This is a genomic window from Undibacterium sp. RTI2.2, assembly GCF_035018705.1.
GTDB lineage: Bacteria > Pseudomonadota > Gammaproteobacteria > Burkholderiales > Burkholderiaceae_D > Undibacterium.
The window spans coordinates 61587-81096 of sequence record NZ_JASJXN010000006.1 but is presented as its reverse complement, the minus strand read 5'-3'; the positions used below and the strand labels follow the sequence as shown (position 1 = coordinate 81096).

The 19510-nt window shown below is 48.6% G+C and carries 17 protein-coding genes; 7 read left to right on the top strand and 10 right to left on the bottom strand.

Features of this window, described 5'->3' with window-relative positions:
* Window positions 1-209: 209 nt before the first annotated feature.
* From QN395_RS05115 to QN395_RS05095, 5 genes are all read left to right on the top strand, one after another.
* A complete protein-coding gene (locus QN395_RS05115; RefSeq protein ID WP_323492152.1) occupies window positions 210-422 on the top strand; it encodes a zinc-finger domain-containing protein in 213 nt (70 codons plus the stop codon).
* 137 nt (window positions 423-559) lie between these two features.
* Window positions 560-991 carry a nuclear transport factor 2 family protein gene (locus tag QN395_RS05110; protein ID WP_323492151.1) on the top strand — a complete coding sequence of 144 codons (432 nt, stop codon included), beginning with the start codon at window positions 560-562 and terminating at the stop codon, window positions 989-991.
* A gap of 44 nt (window positions 992-1035) precedes the next feature.
* Window positions 1036-1992 (top strand): YheT family hydrolase, encoded by a 957-nt coding sequence (locus QN395_RS05105; protein ID WP_323492150.1) that lies wholly within the window; start codon window positions 1036-1038, stop codon window positions 1990-1992.
* Window positions 1993-2009: 17 nt separating this feature from the next.
* Window positions 2010-2621 carry a DUF2946 family protein gene (locus tag QN395_RS05100; protein WP_323492149.1) on the top strand — a complete coding sequence of 204 codons (612 nt, stop codon included), beginning with the start codon at window positions 2010-2012 and terminating at the stop codon, window positions 2619-2621.
* Window positions 2622-2714: 93 nt separating this feature from the next.
* Window positions 2715-3689 (top strand): phytanoyl-CoA dioxygenase family protein, encoded by a 975-nt coding sequence (locus QN395_RS05095; RefSeq protein WP_323492148.1) that lies wholly within the window; start codon window positions 2715-2717, stop codon window positions 3687-3689.
* A gap of 54 nt (window positions 3690-3743) precedes the next feature.
* Here the strand turns inward: QN395_RS05095 and QN395_RS05090 are convergent, their stop codons facing one another.
* The 3 genes from QN395_RS05090 to QN395_RS05080 all read right to left on the bottom strand — a co-directional run bounded on the left by QN395_RS05090 (window position 3744) and on the right by QN395_RS05080 (window position 8035).
* Window positions 3744-6083, bottom strand: coding sequence for a xanthine dehydrogenase family protein molybdopterin-binding subunit (locus QN395_RS05090; protein ID WP_322120034.1), 2340 nt, complete (start codon window positions 6081-6083; stop codon window positions 3744-3746).
* Complete coding sequence (locus QN395_RS05085; protein WP_322120035.1) at window positions 6076-6618, bottom strand: (2Fe-2S)-binding protein; 543 nt, start codon at window positions 6616-6618, stop codon at window positions 6076-6078. Before QN395_RS05085 ends, QN395_RS05090 begins: the two co-directional genes overlap by 8 nt.
* An 88-nt stretch (window positions 6619-6706) precedes the next feature.
* Entirely contained in the window at window positions 6707-8035 is a 1329-nt protein-coding gene (locus tag QN395_RS05080) for a cytochrome c (RefSeq protein ID WP_322120036.1), read from the bottom strand.
* 559 nt (window positions 8036-8594) lie between these two features.
* On the opposite strand from QN395_RS05080, the gene QN395_RS05075 reads away from it, so the two are divergent.
* The gene (locus tag QN395_RS05075; protein WP_322120037.1) at window positions 8595-9872 is read left to right on the top strand and encodes an MFS transporter; all 1278 of its coding nucleotides are present in this window, start codon (window positions 8595-8597) and stop codon (window positions 9870-9872) included.
* 163 nt (window positions 9873-10035) lie between these two features.
* The gene (locus QN395_RS05070; protein WP_323492147.1) at window positions 10036-11247 is read left to right on the top strand and encodes a DUF2252 domain-containing protein; all 1212 of its coding nucleotides are present in this window, start codon (window positions 10036-10038) and stop codon (window positions 11245-11247) included.
* Window positions 11248-11760: 513 nt separating this feature from the next.
* Here QN395_RS05070 and QN395_RS05065 read toward each other — a convergent pair.
* From QN395_RS05065 to QN395_RS05035, 7 genes are all read right to left on the bottom strand, one after another.
* The gene (locus QN395_RS05065) at window positions 11761-11952 is read right to left on the bottom strand and encodes a DUF4177 domain-containing protein (RefSeq protein WP_322120039.1); all 192 of its coding nucleotides are present in this window, start codon (window positions 11950-11952) and stop codon (window positions 11761-11763) included.
* 239 nt (window positions 11953-12191) lie between these two features.
* Window positions 12192-12680: an MgtC/SapB family protein gene (locus QN395_RS05060; RefSeq protein ID WP_322120040.1), complete on the bottom strand. Its 489-nt coding sequence runs from the start codon at window positions 12678-12680 to the stop codon at window positions 12192-12194.
* A 234-nt stretch (window positions 12681-12914) separates the two neighbouring features.
* Entirely contained in the window at window positions 12915-14546 is a 1632-nt protein-coding gene (locus QN395_RS05055; RefSeq protein WP_322120041.1) for a methyl-accepting chemotaxis protein, read from the bottom strand.
* Between the two features lie 457 nt (window positions 14547-15003).
* The gene (locus tag QN395_RS05050) at window positions 15004-15909 is read right to left on the bottom strand and encodes a serine hydrolase (protein ID WP_322120042.1); all 906 of its coding nucleotides are present in this window, start codon (window positions 15907-15909) and stop codon (window positions 15004-15006) included.
* A 162-nt stretch (window positions 15910-16071) separates the two neighbouring features.
* Window positions 16072-16602, bottom strand: a complete 531-nt coding sequence (gene pal, locus QN395_RS05045; RefSeq protein ID WP_322120043.1) for a peptidoglycan-associated lipoprotein Pal — start codon at window positions 16600-16602, stop codon at window positions 16072-16074.
* 204 nt (window positions 16603-16806) lie between these two features.
* On the bottom strand, window positions 16807-18225 hold the full coding sequence (locus QN395_RS05040) for an ATP-binding protein (protein ID WP_322120044.1): 1419 nt from the start codon (window positions 18223-18225) through the stop codon (window positions 16807-16809).
* Window positions 18222-18884 carry a response regulator transcription factor gene (locus QN395_RS05035; protein WP_322120045.1) on the bottom strand — a complete coding sequence of 221 codons (663 nt, stop codon included), beginning with the start codon at window positions 18882-18884 and terminating at the stop codon, window positions 18222-18224. Before QN395_RS05035 ends, QN395_RS05040 begins: the two co-directional genes overlap by 4 nt.
* Window positions 18885-19510 lie beyond the last annotated feature (626 nt).

Genomic DNA, 19510 nt, shown 5'->3' with positions numbered 1-19510 from the left:
GAGGAAACTTCTAAAAACCGCAAGGCACAGACGCCGCAATCCGTTAAAATCATGGGACTTTGAATAGTTTGTATATTTAAAAGACTTGCACAAAATCATCCCAGCAACGCGCAGCGACAAAGACAGTACTTTAGTACCAAAGTAACTAAAACCCGTCGGTGCAACGCAGCTGGGGCATTTTTGTGTAGGTCTTACCTCAGGAGAATTTTATGTCTGCAACTACATCCCCAAATAAAACCCCAGCCGCTGTCGTCGAATTACAAGCTAAGGATTTACCGGCGCACTGCCCAAATCCGGCGATGCCCTTATGGTCTTCCCACCCGCGAGTTTATCTGGATTTATCCCATGGCGGCTCAGCGACTTGCTCTTATTGCGGCACCCAATATAAATTAGCACCAGGCACTGTTTTAAAAGCGCATTAATATGGCAAATCAGGGAGTATAGGTATTGATAGCTAAATACTCCAGAGAATGATTGGACAATATGACATTGTTTCCATATACCTTAGTCCAGTATCATTTATCATCATCCTCGCCGACAACCTCAAACAGAATCCATCATGCCAGCCAAAAAGCAATTGAACGGAAGTGCCGACGAAACTGAAAACGCCTTTTATGATGCAATCAGTCGCGCTGATCTAGATGCCTTGATGGCATTGTGGGCGGAGGATGAGGAAATCGTCTGCATCCATCCCGGTGGCCCCAGGTTGATCGGACATGCGGCAATACGCACATCTTGGGAAGCGATTTTTGAGCGCGGCAGCGTGCACATCCGTCCAGCCCAATTGCATGCCTCGCACAATATGCTGACAGCGGTACACAATATTATCGAGAACGTGCAGCAACATAACGACGTTGCGCCGGACGTACACATTTTAGCCACCAACGTGTATGTCAAAACCCCGCGTGGCTGGCGGATTACGGCACACCATGCCTCAGTTGCCTCGGGAAATGCGCCTTTAGATATGTTTAAAGCGAGCGTGCTGCATTAAAGGGAGCATCAAATTTTTGTATCAGTCAGGCTAAACCTAAACACATGAAGTACGACGCTCCAAAATGGCTGCCGTCCGGCCACTTACAAACCATCTACCCTGCCCTGTACATCAACAAACCCAAGGTCGATTTCCGGCGTGAGCGCTGGGACACGCCTGATGGTGATTTTATCGATGTGGACTTTGTTGACGGTCAGGCCGGACAGCCGTTTGTCGTGCTGTTCCACGGCCTCGAAGGCTCTAGCGACAGCCACTATGCACGGGCGCTGATGGCACTGGTTAAAGAACGGGGATGGTCTGGCGCGGTGCCGCATTTTCGCGGCTGCTCTGGCGAGTTAAATCAAGCGCCGCGTTTTTATCACTCTGGCGATGCGCAAGAAATCGCCTGGGTCACTCAGCGCCTGCAAGCCGCCTATCGCGCACAACATCCCAATGGGAAATTCTATGCAGCAGGTGTCTCGCTAGGCGGTAATGCGCTGCTACGCTGGCTAGGCGAATCGCCAGATCAGGCGGCGATTGTCGACGCAGCTGTGTCGATCTCAGCGCCGCTGGATCTGGCGCAAGGTGGCGCATCCTTGTCGAGCGGTTTTAATATGGTGTACACACGGATGTTTTTAAAAACACTAAAGCCAAAATGCCTGAAAAAATTGGATCAGTTCCCAGGCTTATTCAATCGCAATGCGCTGCTTGCTGCCAAAAATTTATATGAATTCGATAACGTGGTCACCGCACCTTTGCATGGCTATCTGGATACCGACGACTACTGGAATCGCGCCAGCGCCAAACATGTATTACCCGATATCCGTGTACCGACACTAGTGATGAATGCGCTGAATGACCCGTTTTTACCTGGTCACCATTTACCGCACAAGGCCTCGTCACATGTTACGCTGGACTACCCTAGACATGGCGGCCATGTCGGCTTTGCAGTGGGCAAACCACCTGGCAGTTTGCATTGGCTGCCAGAAAAAATATTGCATTTCTTTGAACGGGGTCGTTAGAATTTTGAAGGTAGCTCATGGATGACATCGTCAAAGCCGCATTACAAAAATGGCCGAATGTACCGCATTGCTTCGGCTGGCTGGCATTGGATGCGCGTGGTCACTGGCGCATGCGGGATGAGCGCGCGCAGGCGCAGCATTTGCCAGGCGATAAGATCGTCAACGCTGCCTTGCTCGGTTTTATCAATCGTAATTATCAGCATGATGAACAAGGTCGCTGGTATTTTCAAAACGGTCCGCAACGGGTCTATCTGGATCTGGAAGCAACGCCGTATATCGCCAGAGTAACGCCGCAAGGTTTGGTCTTGCACACCGGTGAGGCGCTGACTCATTTACAGCACGCCTATCTGAGCCAGCAAGGGACATTATTTTTAATAGCGGCAGATCAGCTGCTGGCGCAAGTTGATGACAGAGATATGGCAAGCTGTCTAGAATGGATCAGAGTGAACGGTCAACCAGTCAGTGATGAGTCGCTGATGACATGGCTGGATGAGGCTGGGAATGATATTGCGCCTGTACCAGCACTTGAATTACTAGTGCCAGGACAAGTTGCCATGCCGATCAAGCGAGGAAGTTTGTCCGGCTTGATGGCAGAATTCCACTATATCAGTTCGCCTATGGCTGACTGAGGACGATGGTTGGTTAGCATGCGCGAACATTTTTAATGTCTATTGAGACTTAGTTATAAAAATTCATCAGAGTAAGCAAATAGGAAACACGCAATGCCCACGGATACCGCTACATTTGAACAGAATATCAACACTAATGAGCAAGGCAAGCACTTGGCTACAAAAGGCCAAACTACCCAGCTAAAAGACATACAGAAGACGAAGCCCTTGCGGGTTCTGAGTGAAGCCGACTGGCAGCATTGGGTGACCAAGGGTTACGTGATTATTCGTAAGGCGGTTCCACCGGAAAAGACTGCGGCAGTGGTCAATATGCTCTGGCAGTTTAGGGAAATGAACCCTGTTGATGATACGACCTGGTACCCGCCGCACCTGAGCGAACAGCAGGCAAGAGAACTGAGTAATTCAGGCATGGTGGAAGTGTATAACCACCAGTCTATGTGGGATACACGTCAGCATCCTCGTGTCTACGATGCGTTTGTTGATATTTGGGACAGAGAAGACTTATGGGTGACGATTGATCGCGCCAATGTGAATCTGCCTGACCGTGACACCAAAATATCGGGTCAAGTTGATGGATTTATCCATTTCGATGTGGATGTATCAAAGCGACCGTTGCCCATTTCTGTACAAGGCGTACTTTCGCTGCTAAAGCAGGATCTGGAGGTTGGCGGGTTCCAGTGCGTCCCCGGCATATTTGCACAAATCGATACCTGGTGGAACTTTCAACCAAAAGACAGCAATCCGTTCCAACCCGATACGACGAATTACGAAATCATTACCCCCGAGCTGGATGCAGGGGATCTGGTAATCTTTAACAGCTTGCTAGCTCATGGCGTTCGTCAGAATCGATCTGAGAACCGGGTTCGCATGGCGCAATATATAGCGATGTCGTCTGCAGATGTTGAGGATGCGCCTTTGCGGCAGGCTCGCATACATACTTGGTCTGAGCAAACCCATCCTACAGAAGATCCATTCCCCGGAGACCCCCGAGGATTTGAGAAAAAACACTTTGCGCGTGCTCAGTTAAATCCTTTGGGTCGCAAACTGCTTGGATTAGATGCCTGGTAAAAACCAGATGCTGTTTTGCATCAGGCATATCAACGATTAATCTAAGTAATCAATCTAAGCCTTTTTACCCAATGCTGCCAAAATCGCCTCTGCACGCATTGGTAAATGTCGCATTCTGACGCCAACTGCAGCAAAAATTGCATTGCCAATTGCAGGGCCAACGACAGTGGTTGGTGGCTCGCCCATGCCGGTTGCGGTCTCTGTGCTGCTGATAAATTCGAACTCCATCTCTGGCACATCCGCCATCCGCAAAGGTGTATAGGAATTTAAATTCGTGTCCCGGACTTCGCCATTTACAAACGTTGTACCCTCGTGCAATGCCATGCTCACGCCCCACAAAGCGCCGCCCTCGGCCTGTGCCAGCGCGCCATCTGGATGAATGATGGTGCCAGCGTCGATCACCATAACGAGTTTCTCCACCTTAACCACACCAGTTTTACGGTCTACTTTGACGCGTGCTACACACGCAGTCCAGGTCGGCATGTCGCGCTCTTGCCCAAAGGTGCTGGCAATGCCCATTCCAGTATCAGGCGGCATTGCCGATCCCCAGCCCGCCTTTTCGGCAGCACGTTTAAGTACATTGGCCAAGCGCGCTGCACCGCCAACGGCGTTCGGTGCGCTGCCCACGTTGATCCCTTTGGCGTCCAGCATCGATAATCTGAATGCTAGCGGATCGGCCTTGATCAGCTGCGCTGCCTCGTCCATAAAACTCTCTACCGCCCAGTTCGTCCAGCCAGGTCCCACTGATCGCAACCAGCCCGGACGAAACGTGCTGTTCGCCAGATCATTGGAAATCGCCCGTACCCGATGCGCGCCCACGGTGTACCAATGATCAGCACCAGAGATAGAAAATGGATCGTAAGGCTTGCCATCTTTTCCCTTGGCTAAAAATGCGGGAATCATCACCTGCGTCGGCCAACCAGCGCAGGCATGATGCTCCATCGCTGTCACGGCATTATTCTCGCCAAACGCCATTCGCACATGCTGAATCGATGCCGAGCGGGGCGAATCAAAACGTGCATCATCAGCGCGGGTACAAAGCATTTTGACGGGACGCCCCATCGCTTTGGCAGCCAGCGCAGCAGGAACGGCGTAGTCACCATTTAAGCGACGACCAAAACCGCCGCCTAACAAATAGGTATGCAATATGACCGAAGTTTCGGCCACACCGAGCGCCTTAGCTAGAGTTGGAAGTATCAGCGATTGCCACTGGTTGCCGGTATGAATATGCCAGACGCTATCTTTAAATAGAGCGACCGCGTTGACCGGTTCCAACTGAAAATGCAGCACGGTACTGGTGGTGTAATCTTGCTCCAGCGTTTGCTTGGCTTTAGAAAAAGCATCTTCAACACCGCCATCAGCAACGACCAGCGTACCAACTGCTTTATCGGCAATCAGCTTAGTGCCATGCGCGATAATGTCGTCTTCTGATACGGTGGCAGCGGCACCGGCGCTCCATTTAATATTGACTAATTCTGCCGCACGATTGGCAGCGCTAAAAGAATCAGCAAACACCATGACCCAGCCAGGCACGGTGTCTGACGGATCGTCTAATGCGATCGATTTGATATACCCTTTGATCGCTTTGGCGGCAGAATCATCTATCGATACGACCTTGGAGCCATTGCGCGTAGGCGGCAAACGTGGTCTGGCGTAGACCATGCCCTCGATCACAGCATCAATTCCGTACACTGCACTGCCATTGGTTTTGGCGGGGATATCGATTGCTTGCAATGTCAGATCAGCATGCCCAATCAAGCGCCGTTGCTCGGGCGTTTTGAGAACGATGGCTTTGAGTTGCTCTGGTGAATATTTGCGACTGAGATTGCCTTTGCGAATGATGTCGGCATACGATATCGTCTTGCTACCGGCACGCACAACACCGTCGCGTGCTTCACAGGCATCTACTGACGCGCCCATGAGTTTAGCGCCCTCTTCGATCAGCGCAATTCTACCAGCGGCACCGGCACGGCTGAGTGCCTCAAAACTTTGCCAGACCGACCAGCTACCACCGGTGACCATGGTGCCCCATTTAGGATCGCTGTCTACATAATGTAAGCGGATGGCATCCCAGCTGACTTCCAATTCATCGGCGACGATACGCGCTAATGCGGTACCGACATGCTGACCCATTTCTGCTTTGGCGATATTCACAGTGACCATACCATCACGATCCATCTCAAACCAGATGGTGGGATCAAACATCGGCAGAATAGATTTTTTACCGGTTGTAGCCGCCAAGTCAGTATCAGCAAATGACATGTCAGCCCGCAAAAACGCCAGCGTAAATCCAGCGCCTGCAGCGGTGATCATAAAGCTGCGACGCTGTAGAGATATTTTCTGATTGTCTGCTTGCGCTTTATTGGACAGAGCCTTGGGTAACTTATTAAGCATGGGTCTGCTCCTGTTTTGTTTCTTGCACGCCCGTACTTTGCGTACCTTCGGCAGCTAGCTTGATCGCTTTACGAATCCGCACATACGCCATGCAGCGACACAAATTTCCGCTCATTACTGCATCAATATTGGCGTCGGTCGGGTGCGGATAATCTTTTAATAAAGTCGCCGCCTGCATAATTTGTCCTGACTGGCAATAACCGCACTGCGGTGCCTGAGTCGCTATCCATGCGATTTGCAGCGGATGCTGACCGTCTGCACCGGAGCCAGTGCTTCCACCTAAGCCCTTTCCACCCAAGCCTGCACCCAGCCCTTCTATCGTCGTGATCTGCGCATCCGCCACGGCGCTGACTGGTGTAATACAAGAGCGGACCGCACGGCCATCCAGATGCACCGTGCAGGCACCACACATGCCTATACCGCAACCAAACTTGGTACCTTTTAAACCGATTTCATCCCGGATTACCCAGAGCAAAGGCGTCGCTGGATCAACATCGACGGTGACGGATTTACCATTGACGGTCAATTTATTCATGCTGGTCTCGTTTCACGAAATAGGTTCGTTGTAAAAGCTGATTAACAATTTGCTGACTAAAGTTGATAGAAAACTCGCTAAGCAACATTTATTCGGATTTTGAAGATTTACGTAGCTTTGCTACCGTCACATCTACCGCAGGCCAAGGCGCAAGTTCGGTGCGGCTACGGCGTAAATAGCTTGCAATTTGCGCGATATCGTCATCGCTCATAGTTGCGGCAAAACCCGGCATGACCAGACTGGGTTGCGCCTCACGCTTAGCGATGCCATGCAAAATTACCTGTATCAGATTGGTCGGCTCCGCCGCAGTCAATGCACTATTCAGACCAAGCTCTGGCCGGATAGCGGATGGTTTGCCGTTGCTGTTAGAGTGACATGAGGCACAGGCGGCAAGATATAGATTAGCGCCATGGTCATTGTATTGACCGCCGACTTGCGAGGACTTTGACATGATTTTTGCCAGCGTAGCTTCCGATTTGATCGTATCAAGGCTCAGCAATTTAGACTGTTTGGCGTCGGGTGAACTGCCATTCATATCCGCAAAATAAATCGCCATCGCGCGGATGTCGCTGTCCGGCGCTTTGGCCAGACCGTCATAGATCACGCCCGCCATCGGACCTGATGCAGTGCCGTGCAAAGCAGTCATGCCGCTGCGCAAGTAGGTATAAATCTCATCCTCAGTCCAGGGTAAAGGCGCGGTATTGGCATCAGTTAAAGCAGGTGCAAACCATGCGTCAATATTGGCACCGAGGTAAGGTGAATTTTTTAGCTCCGCACCCAACTTGTTGCGTGGCGTATGGCAGGCAGCGCAATGAGCAACGCCCTCAGACAAGTAGCGGCCACGATTCCAATCGACGCTTTTACCGACCTCGGTTTCGTAACTGGCTTTTTTGAAATAAAGCAGCTTCCAGCCGGCTTGTAGCGGGCGCAAGCTGAGAGGGAATGGCACGGTATTGGCAATGGCCGGAGCGACAACCGGCGGGCGGGTCATCAAATACGCATACAGCGCAGTCACGTCTTCATCTGTGATCGTGGTGAAATGGGTATAGGGGAAAGCCGGGAACAAATGCGCGCCATCAGCACGCACGCCTTCGTGCATAGCACGCTTAAATGCCTCTTGCGACCAGGTACCGATGCCGGTCGCCGGGTCTGGCGTGATGTTGCTGGAATAAATTGTGCCGAATGGTGTTGCCAGGCCGTAACCACCCGCAAATGCTTTGCCGCCTTTGGCCGTATGGCAAGACGCACAATTACCCAGACCTGCCAGCACCGCACCTTTTTCTACTAACTGCGGAGAAAAGCTGTTGGCTGCGGGAACCGGAACAGCTGCCAATGAAGGCCGCCAGAATGCGCCATAAACACATAAAGCAGCGACAATCATGGTCGCTACCAGAGAAAGTAAAATTCGTCTTAGCAAGGCGGACTCCATTGATGTTGTGTTGAATTTGCGCTGAACATGAGCTGAACATGAGCTGAATATGAGCTGCACTACCATTACATCTGCACTAAGACTTGATTACCTGCGCAGAGGCAATATGTGATGTCGCTATAGCCATAAGAACTGATGATAAGAGTGGCGTAGCTACATGTATGTCTGCTACCGAACACAAAAGGGCTTAAGTTAGGACTTATCGGAACTTCTAAAAATCCAGTCGCGTTGCGCTCAGGTATCGTTTTTAAAAAAGCGCCCGGCAATAATGGTTGCGCCCATTGCTACGGGTTTTCACTTACTACTTTCTGACACACTGGGCAATAGTCGCTCAGCTATAATTGCCGCCTATCACTCTGGACAAGAATCTAGGGGATGCGAAGCGTAACTCTTCGCAGAGCGTTGATATAACAACTGAGTTAGTAGCCGGATTAATATCAAGCACGTTAGCTAATACAGTAACTTAGCCAGTCGCTCAAATAACAGTTGGCATACCGGTTTATCCTTTGCCAACAATAAAATAGTTTTACTCTTAAAGGGACAGCAAATGGAGACTGCAGCACCACGCCAATCGCAGCTCGGGATGGTTTTCCGCGTCACTAGCGGCAACTTTCTGGAGATGTTTGATTTCTTCCTGTTCGGCTTTTACGCCACCTATATTTCCAAGACGTTCTTCCCTGCGGCGGATGACTTCAGTTCGCTGATGTTTACCTTTATGACGTTTGGCGCGGGATTTTTAATGCGTCCGCTAGGCGCGATTATACTGGGCGCCTATGTCGACAGAATTGGTCGTCGCAAAGGTCTGATCACTACTCTCGCCATCATGGCGTCGGGTACGGTGTTAATTGCGTTTGTACCGGGCTACGCCACCATCGGCATACTCGCACCAATCCTGGTCTTGATCGGTCGCTTGCTGCAAGGCTTTTCCGCTGGTGTAGAACTGGGCGGCGTATCGGTCTACTTGTCAGAGATGGCTACCCCAGGACATAAGGGTTTTTATGTCAGCTGGCAATCCGCCAGCCAGCAAGTTGCCATTATCCTGGCAGCCGCGCTGGGCTATGGTTTAAACCATTGGCTGTCGCCAACGGAAGTGGCTGACTGGGGATGGCGTATTCCATTCGCGATTGGCTGCATGATCGTACCGTTTATCTTTTTGATCCGTCGCTCTTTGCAAGAGACGACAGAATTTCTGGCTCGCAAACATCGCCCGACGACAGCGCAGATTTTCCAATCCATGAAGAAAAACTGGGGCATCATCGTCGCAGGCATGATGCTGGTATCGATGACGACAGTATCGTTTTATCTGATCACGGTCTATACACCAACCTTTGGCAAAACTGTTCTGAAATTAACTACCAAAGATAGCTTGGTAGTGACCTTCTGTGTCGGCATTTCTAACTTCATCTGGCTGCCTATTATGGGCGCATTATCTGATCGGGTTGGTCGTCGTCCTCTACTGGTTTTTTTCACCGTATTAACTATCTTGACTGCCTATCCAACCATATATTGGCTGGTAGCTGCACCAAGTTTTGACCGCATGTTGATCGTTGAGTTATGGCTCTCCTTCTTATATGCCAGTTATAACGGCGCAATGGTAGTAGCCTTAACCGAAGTGATGCCAGTTGATGTGCGTACGGTCGGCTTCTCGTTTGCTTATAGTTTAGCGACCGCCATTTTTGGTGGATTTACACCCGCCATCGCCACTTGGGCGATTGAGGTCACTGGCGATAAAGCGGCACCTGGCTTGTGGATGACGTTTGCTGCCATTTGCGGTTTGGTTGCTACACTTGTGCTATACCGCCGTAAGAGTGCGGCGACTGCATAAAGCTTCAACCATCTGTCAGCAAGGCTGGCGAAATGCAATATCCTTAAAAGCCGTTCAGCACATCACTGAGCGGCTTTTTTTCGTAACAAATATTAAGTTTTTCAGATTTGGTAATGTGTCTGCAATATGATGAATCTTATTAATTTAAATAATTAAAAAAATTATGCAAAATGTCGTCGATCACATTCTTAACTTTAATGCCGGGCGGGATTCTGAACGTCTAACGATGAAGTATCGTAACATGCGGCAGGATGCTTTTGTTTTTTTGCGTGGCACCTGTCATCTGTTTTATGCCCGCTTGCCTAAACATAAGCTCTTGCAACAAGCGCCGCTGGCATGGTGTTGCGGCGATCTGCATCTGGAGAATTTTGGCAGTTATAAGGGCGACAATCGCCTCGCCTATTTTGATATCAATGACTTTGACGAAGCAGCACTGGCACCGCTAAGCTGGGATTTAATTCGCGTACTTGCAAGCATTTTAGTTGCTGCACCTACGCTCGGCCTGACGGGTACCAACGCCAATGCGCTATGCAAAATTTTTCTAGAATCCTATAGCTGCGCATTGGGCAATGGCAAGAGCTATTGGATAGAACGCGACAACACCACTGGCATGGTGCATCAGCTATTAGATAGTTTAAAACACAGGCAACGCGTAGACTTTTTAAACAAACGTAGTGTAGTCGTCGGAAAAAAGCGCCAACTGATTATTGATGGAGTGCATGCCTTAGCGCTCACACCAAAACAGCGCAAACGGATTACCGAATGGATGGCCGCTTTTGCAGAAAAACAGGCAGATAAAAAATTCTTTAAAGTGATTGATGTCGCCAAGCGCATCGCAGGTACAGGTAGCCTCGGCGTGGATCGTTACATCTTGCTGGTACAAGGCAAAGGCAACCCGGACAATAATTATTTACTCGACTTAAAACAATCATTACCATCTTCACTGGTTCCCTACCTTGGTAATTTCAGCAAAGTACAACCCGCATGGAAAAGTGAAGCAGATCGTACCGTCACATTACAACGTCGCATGCAAGCAGTATCGATGGCGTTTTTACAGCCCGTCCATGTGGGCAAACAATCCTATATTCTGCGTGCCTTACTACCGACGGAAGACCGCGTCGCACTAGCTAAAGCTAAAACCTCAACGCAAGAATTACAAGATGTAATCAAAATTATGGCTGGCCTGCTAGCCTCAGCACACTTACGTAGTTCTAGCCGACAAGGTTCTGCCATCGCAGATGAATTGATCGCCTTTGGACAACAGAAAAAATGGGGAAAGCAAATGCTGACTCTAGCGCAAGGAGCTGCTGCACAAGTCAATCAAGATTGGCAGACTTATTGCAAAGCATATGATGCTGGTGATTTCGAGTGCTGATAATTAAGAATCGCAGCTGAGTTCCGAGACCCCAGCATTCGCAAAAAATATTACGACTTTTTTTCTGAGAAAAAAGCACCAACAAAACAAATAAGCATTCCGATTGGTACAGTGAAGAACGAGAATACAAACGCGGGCGTCGCGAACCCTATAAGCCAATCAAAACTAATGCCAAAAGCTGTACACCCACCTGCAGCCCCCCCCGATCCACCAAGACTACAACCGGGCATCAACGACGAGAGACTGGCTGTAACAATAAAGGCTGCAGGGCATATAGCTGCGACGATTAGCCCAACTTTTAATGAGTTTCGTGACATTTTTTCGCTTAATTTGTTTTAATTTGTAGTAACCAAACGGTCAGCGTACTTTGAAAGCGTAGTGCATCTTTTGTTCAAGTGATTATAAACGGGTAAAGTTCAGCCAGCCATAACTGGTTGATAAAAGTAAATTGCCGCCGGTGGTCAATTTTAGGGAAATGAGGCTATCCTGCGAATGACTTTAAATGGCATATATCTAAATTGCGCGTTTGAATGTCAAAACGGGCGAAATAGCATGTCGCGCACTAAGCCCCTCCATAGCCACCAGTTCCCAGCCTTGCTGCCCCATGGAATTTAATTTATCTTCAACTACTTTCAAGTCAAACTGCCTCGTCCAAAAGTTACGTTTCGCATGTACCGAAACAATTTTGTATTCCCACTTGTTCATGATTCTCCTTAATAATTTTTTATTGTGAATGTGGTAAAAAATATCGCATTTCTGCTAAGGCGATATATGATTGCTTCTGCCTTTTTACCATCACAAAAAACTCCAACGAATCTGACAATCCTATTCATTTCAGGTCAGAGTCACTACAAATAACAAGCAGATTTAAATCGCATTGTAATTAACAACCTGCCCCTCAATAATGAACACTCATCATCGAGCTGGCGAATTTGATTTTAAATTTACTCTTCGTGACGAGTGATTGCAGCTTTTTCTTCTGCGCTTTTATCCAGCCATTTTTGATGCAACATTCTTTCTAATGGCCGGCCGATCAAAAACAGCATTAATACAATAATCATCGCTACACCGGCAATTTGCCATGATCCCATACCGCATACGATCCCCAGTGCGGCGGTTACCCAAATAGAGGCGGCGGTGGTCAGTCCGCGAACCTTGTCATTCCCTGCTTCATGAATGATCACGCCAGCGCCCAAAAAGCCAACGCCAGTAATTACACCCTGAATCACGCGGCTCACCGCGGATGGATCATATTTACCTTGCGACAGCGAAAAATCCATACTCGCCATGGTTAATAGCGAGGCGCCCAGCGCCACTAGACCTAGTGTTTTAATCCCGGTTGGCTTGCCATGTAAATTGCGATCTAGCCCGATGATGCAACCGACCAGCACAGCAGATAAGAGTCGAAATGTGATTTCACGATAATCAATCATAGAAATTTTTATTGTTAGAGTTAAGGGATATAAAGCTTAACAGTATGCGGCAGGATTGTGAGCCATACTGACGCTGTCGATAGATAAAATTTAGGCGCATCAAGCGGATGCGCCTAGCAACAATCTAAAAAAATAATCCTGTTTTTGGATTTCTTTGCAACTGACAAAACTAAGTACGCACCGCCAGACGACAATCTTCTATCCGCCTGAAGTTACCCTGAGATCAGTCTGAGATCAGCCGGGAATCAACTTTAGATTTGATCCGATCCGCTTCGTCGCCGCTGCCTGATTCGTATTTTTATGCGTCACAAACACACTGACCACGGCAGTTAAATGCTGCGCCTGCTCTTGCAAGGATTCGGTTGCTGCCGCTGCTTGTTCGACCAACGCTGCGTTCTGCTGGGTGACGTTATCCATCTGGCTAATTGCCTGACTGATTTGCTCTATCTCGGTATTTTGCTCATGATTGGTCGAGTTGATTGTGATCAAAACGTCGCTGACGCGTTTAACGCTCTCGACCACTTCTACCATCGTATTACCAGCCTGATTCACCAGCACAGCGCCCGCCTCTACCTTGCTGACAGAATCGTTAATCAAGGTTTTAATTTCTTTAGCAGCACTGGCAGAACGCTGCGCCAGATTGCGTACCTCGGAGGCGACCACCGCAAAGCCGCGTCCTTGCTCACCAGCTCTGGCGGCCTCTACTGCGGCATTTAAAGCGAGGATATTGGTTTGAAAAGCGATGCCATCAATGACCCCAATAATATCCACAATCTTTTTGGAAGACTCGTTAATCGACGCCATCATCTCGATCACCTGGCTGACTACGGATCCACCTTTGGAGGCGACTTCAGACGCGACAATTGCCATGCGACTAGCTTCACTCGCATTGCCGGCATTTTGTCGGACATTGGAAGTCAGTTCCTCCATAGAAGATGCTGTTTCTTCTATCGAGCCGGCCTGTGCCTCTGTTCGTGCAGATAAATCTAGATTACCGGTAGCGATTTCTGAGGATGCCTCATGAATAGCATCCGTACCGCCGCGCACCTCGTTGACGATATTCGACAGACTCTGGTTCATTTCTTTGAGGGACTTCATTAATAGACCAATTTCGTCCGTACCGTTGACGGTGATTTTTGATGTCAGATCACCCGATGCTGCGGTTTGCGCCATGTTGACTGCCTGAAGGAGTGGTCTGGTAATGCCACGGATCAGCCAATAAGTAATCGTGCCACCCAACACCAAGGCGAGCAAAATACCACTCCAGAGTAAGCGGGAAGAAAACTGATAACGTGCCTGAGCATCTTTTTCTGATTCTGCGACCAGGCTGTCCGCCTTCGCCAAAATAAAATCTACAATGCCATCAATTTTTTGGGTTGGCGGTCTGTCCATACCATTAACCAAGGTATCAACGATATGCGCACTATTTTGATCCGCCTGATCGTATTTTTTAAGTGCATCGAGGTATTTCCCCTGTAGTTCCTGGTGCGTAGTCAGCGCCTCATCCACCATCTTGGTATCTAAATCGAGTTGCGCGAATAGCTTCTTCAATTGCTGAAGATTGGTTTGTGTCACTTCACTTTGCTTTACAAAAGCTTCGGAATATTTGGTGAAGTTGGCGGGATCATTGCCGCGTAGTAGCAGATTTTTCCATTCTTGCACTTGCTTCTTAAATTCAACCTGAGCTTTTCTGGCGGTATTCACGGTTTGCGTCAGCACATTGTCTCTGTGCATGTTCGCAATATTGGTCGTACTGCTAAGGCTCAGTGCGCTTTGACCACCAATACCAATACTCACCACTGCCAAAAGAAGAATGCCAGACAAGGCACCCAACTTCACTCCGATTTTAATATTAGCGAGCTTCATTTGATTTCCTCTTTGCAAGAAAGAACATCGAACTACTTAAGTCAGGACTGATGCAAACTAGCATACAGCATGCCACGAAGCATCATATTTGAAGTCCGAATATATTTATCAAGCAGTTTGGTTTGTGCAATTGTTGTCGCACGGAAAATACAATTATGACTGAATTCAGAACCGAAACTTTAAGCGAAAGTTGGTCATGAAAAATAGCACTCTTTTGCAAAAAGTACATTGACGTAAGCCGCTACAGATTTGCATAAATGCACGGGGCGGCTATTCAGCAAGATATGTAAACAGGAGGTTGCAACGAGAAATCAGACTTTGCCATCAATATACTCGCCATGGGTATATTTAAATTATCCATACAATCATTGGACAATCAGGCATATTTAAGAAAAATAATGGGGAGTATATTTAACCGATATTTTCCATCAGGTGCGCCAACGGCGCACTAACGGTACTATCGGAGTGGCGGAACGATTGCCTCGGCAGACATAACGACAGGCTGTGCATCAGGATGTTTTGCTAAAAACCGGCGGATATTTAAGGCGTCTAAAAAGCGGGAAGAACTGGCTCTGGCGTTCAGCAACACTAAGGTCGCCTTTTTACCGGCAAGCTTAAAGCGCATGATCAGGCAATTGCCTGCCTCATTAGTAAAGCCGGTTTTAGACAAGAGAATATCCCAGCCTTTGCTGCCAACCAGACGATTGGTATTGTGGAAATTGACGTTACGTCCGTTGATCTTGATCAAATCAGATTGGTCTGTCGTAATATCGGCAATCTCAGGGTAACGGGAGGCGGCTACTGCCATTTTGATCAAATCTGCGGCAGTGGAAGTGTTGCCCGGCGAGAGTCCTGTAGGCTCATTAATCACCGTGTTGGTCATGCCTAAAACTTTAATTTTTGCTTTGACCGCCGCGGCAAATGCAGCAGTGCCGCCAGGATAAGTGCGGGCAAGCGATGCGGCGGCACGGTTATCGGACGACATCAGCGCTAGTTGTAAGACATCGCTTCTGGCAAGCTTGGCACCGACGGGCACATGAGAAGAACTGTGTTTAAGCATATCGACATCGGCCAGTTCTATGGAGATTTTCTCATCCATATTAGGCTTGCTGTCCAACACGACCATTGCCGTCATTAGCTTGGTTAAAGAGGCAATCGGGACGATATCTTTGGAATTTTTTTCCAGCAAAATCCGGCCAGTACCATCCTCCACCACGATCGCATGTTGCGAGCCAAATGGCAGGGTGCTGGCGTCTTTGCTATGAGAGTTTGCAGCGTTTGCAAAGCTAGCTAAGCTGGTGAACTGTACGGAGAAGAGAAGTACGAGAAAGGAAATGACGCGCAGCGAAATCAAATTATTCATTTAGGAGATTGTCATCTGAAGAATTACATCTGAAAAATTACTAAAGCTCTGGTCAGAGCCTAACCGGAAAACCTTTATACGATTTTCCGGTTAGTTTAATGCAGAAAGAGTTGTAAATTCAACTGTCGAACGTAGTGTTACAAATCACCAACTACTCACGACTTATTTTGCTGTGTAAACGATATCAGCACGGCGATTTTCTGCCCAGGATGCTTCATCATTACCAGTCGCTTTTGGCTTTTCTTTACCGTAGGATACTGCTTCCATTTGGGCTTCTGGCGTTCCCAGCAAAGCCATCGCTTTGCGAACTGCCTCTGCACGTTTTTGTCCCAGTGCGAGGTTGTATTCGCTGCCGCCGCGCTCATCGGTATTGCCCTGGATCAGAATTTTCCGGGTTTTACTGCTCGCAACATACTTGGAGTGTGCATCAACCACGCCGCTAAATTCTGGCTTGACTGTGTATTTATCAAAATCAAAATAGACGCTGCGTTTCGACAAAATATTGTTTGGATCGTTTAAAGGATCGACCGTCGGTGCGACGACCGTTGCTACTGTGCGCGTGTCTGGAGCGGTTGGTTTTGGTGTTGCGGCAACGGGTTCTGTAGGTTTGTCAGCGACTTTGACTGGTGAGCTGCACGCTGCTAAAAGAACAGCACCAGAGACGATAGTGGTGAAGGTGGCAATAGCGCGCATGTAAATTTCCTCTAAAAGTCAGTTTGAATTAATGGTGTTTGGATGAATTTAAAGTTTGAATACCTTGCTAAAGCGCCGATCTTTTGCGCCGTTGAACAACCGGTATCATCTTTAAAGACCGCCAATGATCCAATAAAAGACTTAGGCGAAACTTAAATGGACTCTGTTTTTTAAAAAAAATTATTGTTGATACGACGAGTAATCTCAGTCAGGCAATGCGGGAAAGTCGATCTGCACAGACAAACCACCAAGCTTAGAATCTGCCAAGCTGATCGTCGCTTTATGTCGGTCTGCAATCGTTTTAGCAATCGCTAATCCAAGTCCGCTACCGCTGGGTGAGGTACCCGGTACACGATAAAACCGATCGAAGATTCTCGTACGTTCTTCCGGTCGGATACCGTTGCCAGAGTCCTGGATAGTCAGTGTGATTTTATTCGCCGTGGCTAGGATATCAAGTTGTACTTGTCCAGATTCAGGAATATAGCGGATGGCATTGTCCAGCAGATTACAAATCATGATGCGCAAGCTATCGGCATTGCCCAAAATATCAATATCCGGTTCTGAGTTTGATCCCGAATCCATTAGCGTGCTGCTATCCAATTGGATATGGCGAGACAACGCGAAAGGGCCGAGGTCTGAGATCGCCTGCTCAACGCAAGAGGTCAATGCAATCCTGCTCAGCTCACCATTTTGAGAAGACGGATCTTGCCTTGCCAGCGCCAGCAATTGCTCTACCAATCGGGAGGCGCGATCAACGCCGCCCAGTAAGCGCCCCACTGCTTGCGAAATCGCAATATCATCTTTTGAACGTGACAGAGTTTGTACTTGTAAGCGCAGTGCCGTGATCGGCGAACGCAATTCATGCGCGGCATCTGCCACAAATCGCTGCTGCGATTGCAATGCCTGTAGCATGCGCGCCAGCAAAGAATTTAGTTCGGTTACTAGTAGGGATACTTCTTCTGGCACCCCGGTATCGGATACCGGCTCTATCGAATCGGCATTTCGGTTAGCCAACTCTAATCCGATCCGGTTCAGCGGCGCAAGTGCCGCTGTCACCAACCACCAAGCCGCGACAAACAATAACAGCGATACCGGAATAATCGGCCACAGCGAGCTGGTGACCAAGGACAAAGCACGGTTGCGACGCGCATCAATTTTTTGGGCGATTTGCACTACGTGATTATCGGCCTGTGCCGCGTAAATCCGCCATTCGCCATTTTCCAGATTGACCGTGGAATAGCCCAATGGCGCTTGCTTTGGCAGAAAACGATAGGTGTGCGATTGATAGACACGCACGCCTTTGTCGGACCAGACTTGTACGACAAAATCAAAACTATTACTTTCGATTCCAGGCATCGTATGCCACTGCGCCTCCTCAAAATCTCTGTCTTGTAAAGCCAGCGCCATTTGCTGCATGTGATAATCAAATAGTTTATTCGCCTGCCGCATCGCTGCCTGAAATGACGTCGCAAATTGCAGCGCCGCGGCTAGAAAAATCGCAACGCCAAATAACAAAATCAGACGGACCCTTAAGGACCGAAAGGTGCTAAATGACCGAAGCGAGCGGAATACGGACGACAAGCGCGTCACCTTGACAGGCTTACCAGGCTTGATCGGCGTCATTGGCTTTTCTCCAGCATATAGCCGACACCACGCACATTGACGATAAATTTTTGACCGAGTTTTTTGCGCAGGCCATGGATATACACTTCCACCGCATTGCTTTCTACCTCGCCCGACCAGCCAAATAAGCGTTCTTCCAACTGGCCGCGGGATAAAATCGCACCGGGTCTGGTGATCAGCGCATCGAGAATAGCCCACTCCCGCGAAGACAAAATCACTTGTCCCTGGCTATTGCTAACCTCTTTGGTAATCGCATTGATTAGCACATCGCCATGTTGGTAAAGAGGTTCAACCCGTCCGCGGGCACGGCGCACCAGCGCATGTAAGCGTGCGATCAGCTCATCCAGATCAAACGGCTTGACCAGATAATCATCGGCACCGTTATGCAAACCCAACACACGCTGCGGGACGGTATCTCGTGCTGTCATCACCAGCACAGGGATCGCGTCTCCGCGGGAACGTAGCTGGCGCAAAATGTCCATGCCGTCACGTGAGGGCAAGCTCAGATCGAGTAGCAAGGCATCGTAGGCGTGCTGATGTAAGGCATTTTCTGCGGCGGCACCATCGGTCAGCCAATCCACCAAAATCGCCTCACCTTCCAGCGCGATCTGGATATTTTCGCCAATCATAGGGTCGTCTTCGACTAACAGAACTTTCATATTTTCTTAAAATGTTTGCGGCAGATTAGGCAGCTAGTCAGATCGCTAGCAATGTGCGGATTGTAAGCGAATCGCAAAAACGAACGATGCATCGTCATTTTTTTCATGCCATTGTCGAGCAGCGTCTTTCGATTACCCCATCCCGTTGCTAGCTTGCGACTCATCGTTCGGCGGACACCGATGAGCATGCCAATCAATTACAAAAAAACAACAACATCCAAGTAATTGGCAAGAACCGCAAGCTAAGCCGAACGCCATCCGGCAAACAGTCTCATCGCCATCATTGATCCGATCAAAGTGCGCCATATTTCATATACTCCCCTTACTTTTTATAAAAATACCATCATTGTCCAATTAATATATGGACAATTTAAAATACTCCCATGCAGTATAAATTAATAGACTCTAGTAACGCGCTAGTTTGCTTGCATCTTTGTTCCTCAATTCTTCCCTGCCAGCATCAACTTCATTTGCGCCAGAGCATCCAAAGCTTGCTCCGAAGAACATCATTTTGTTCGATGAATCAATATATTAAAAGACGCTTGATAAACTCTTTTAGTTGCAATATATTTAACAAATTAAATGACTCAGTGAAGCATCGCTGGGATTTAAGGGTGGCAATTCTG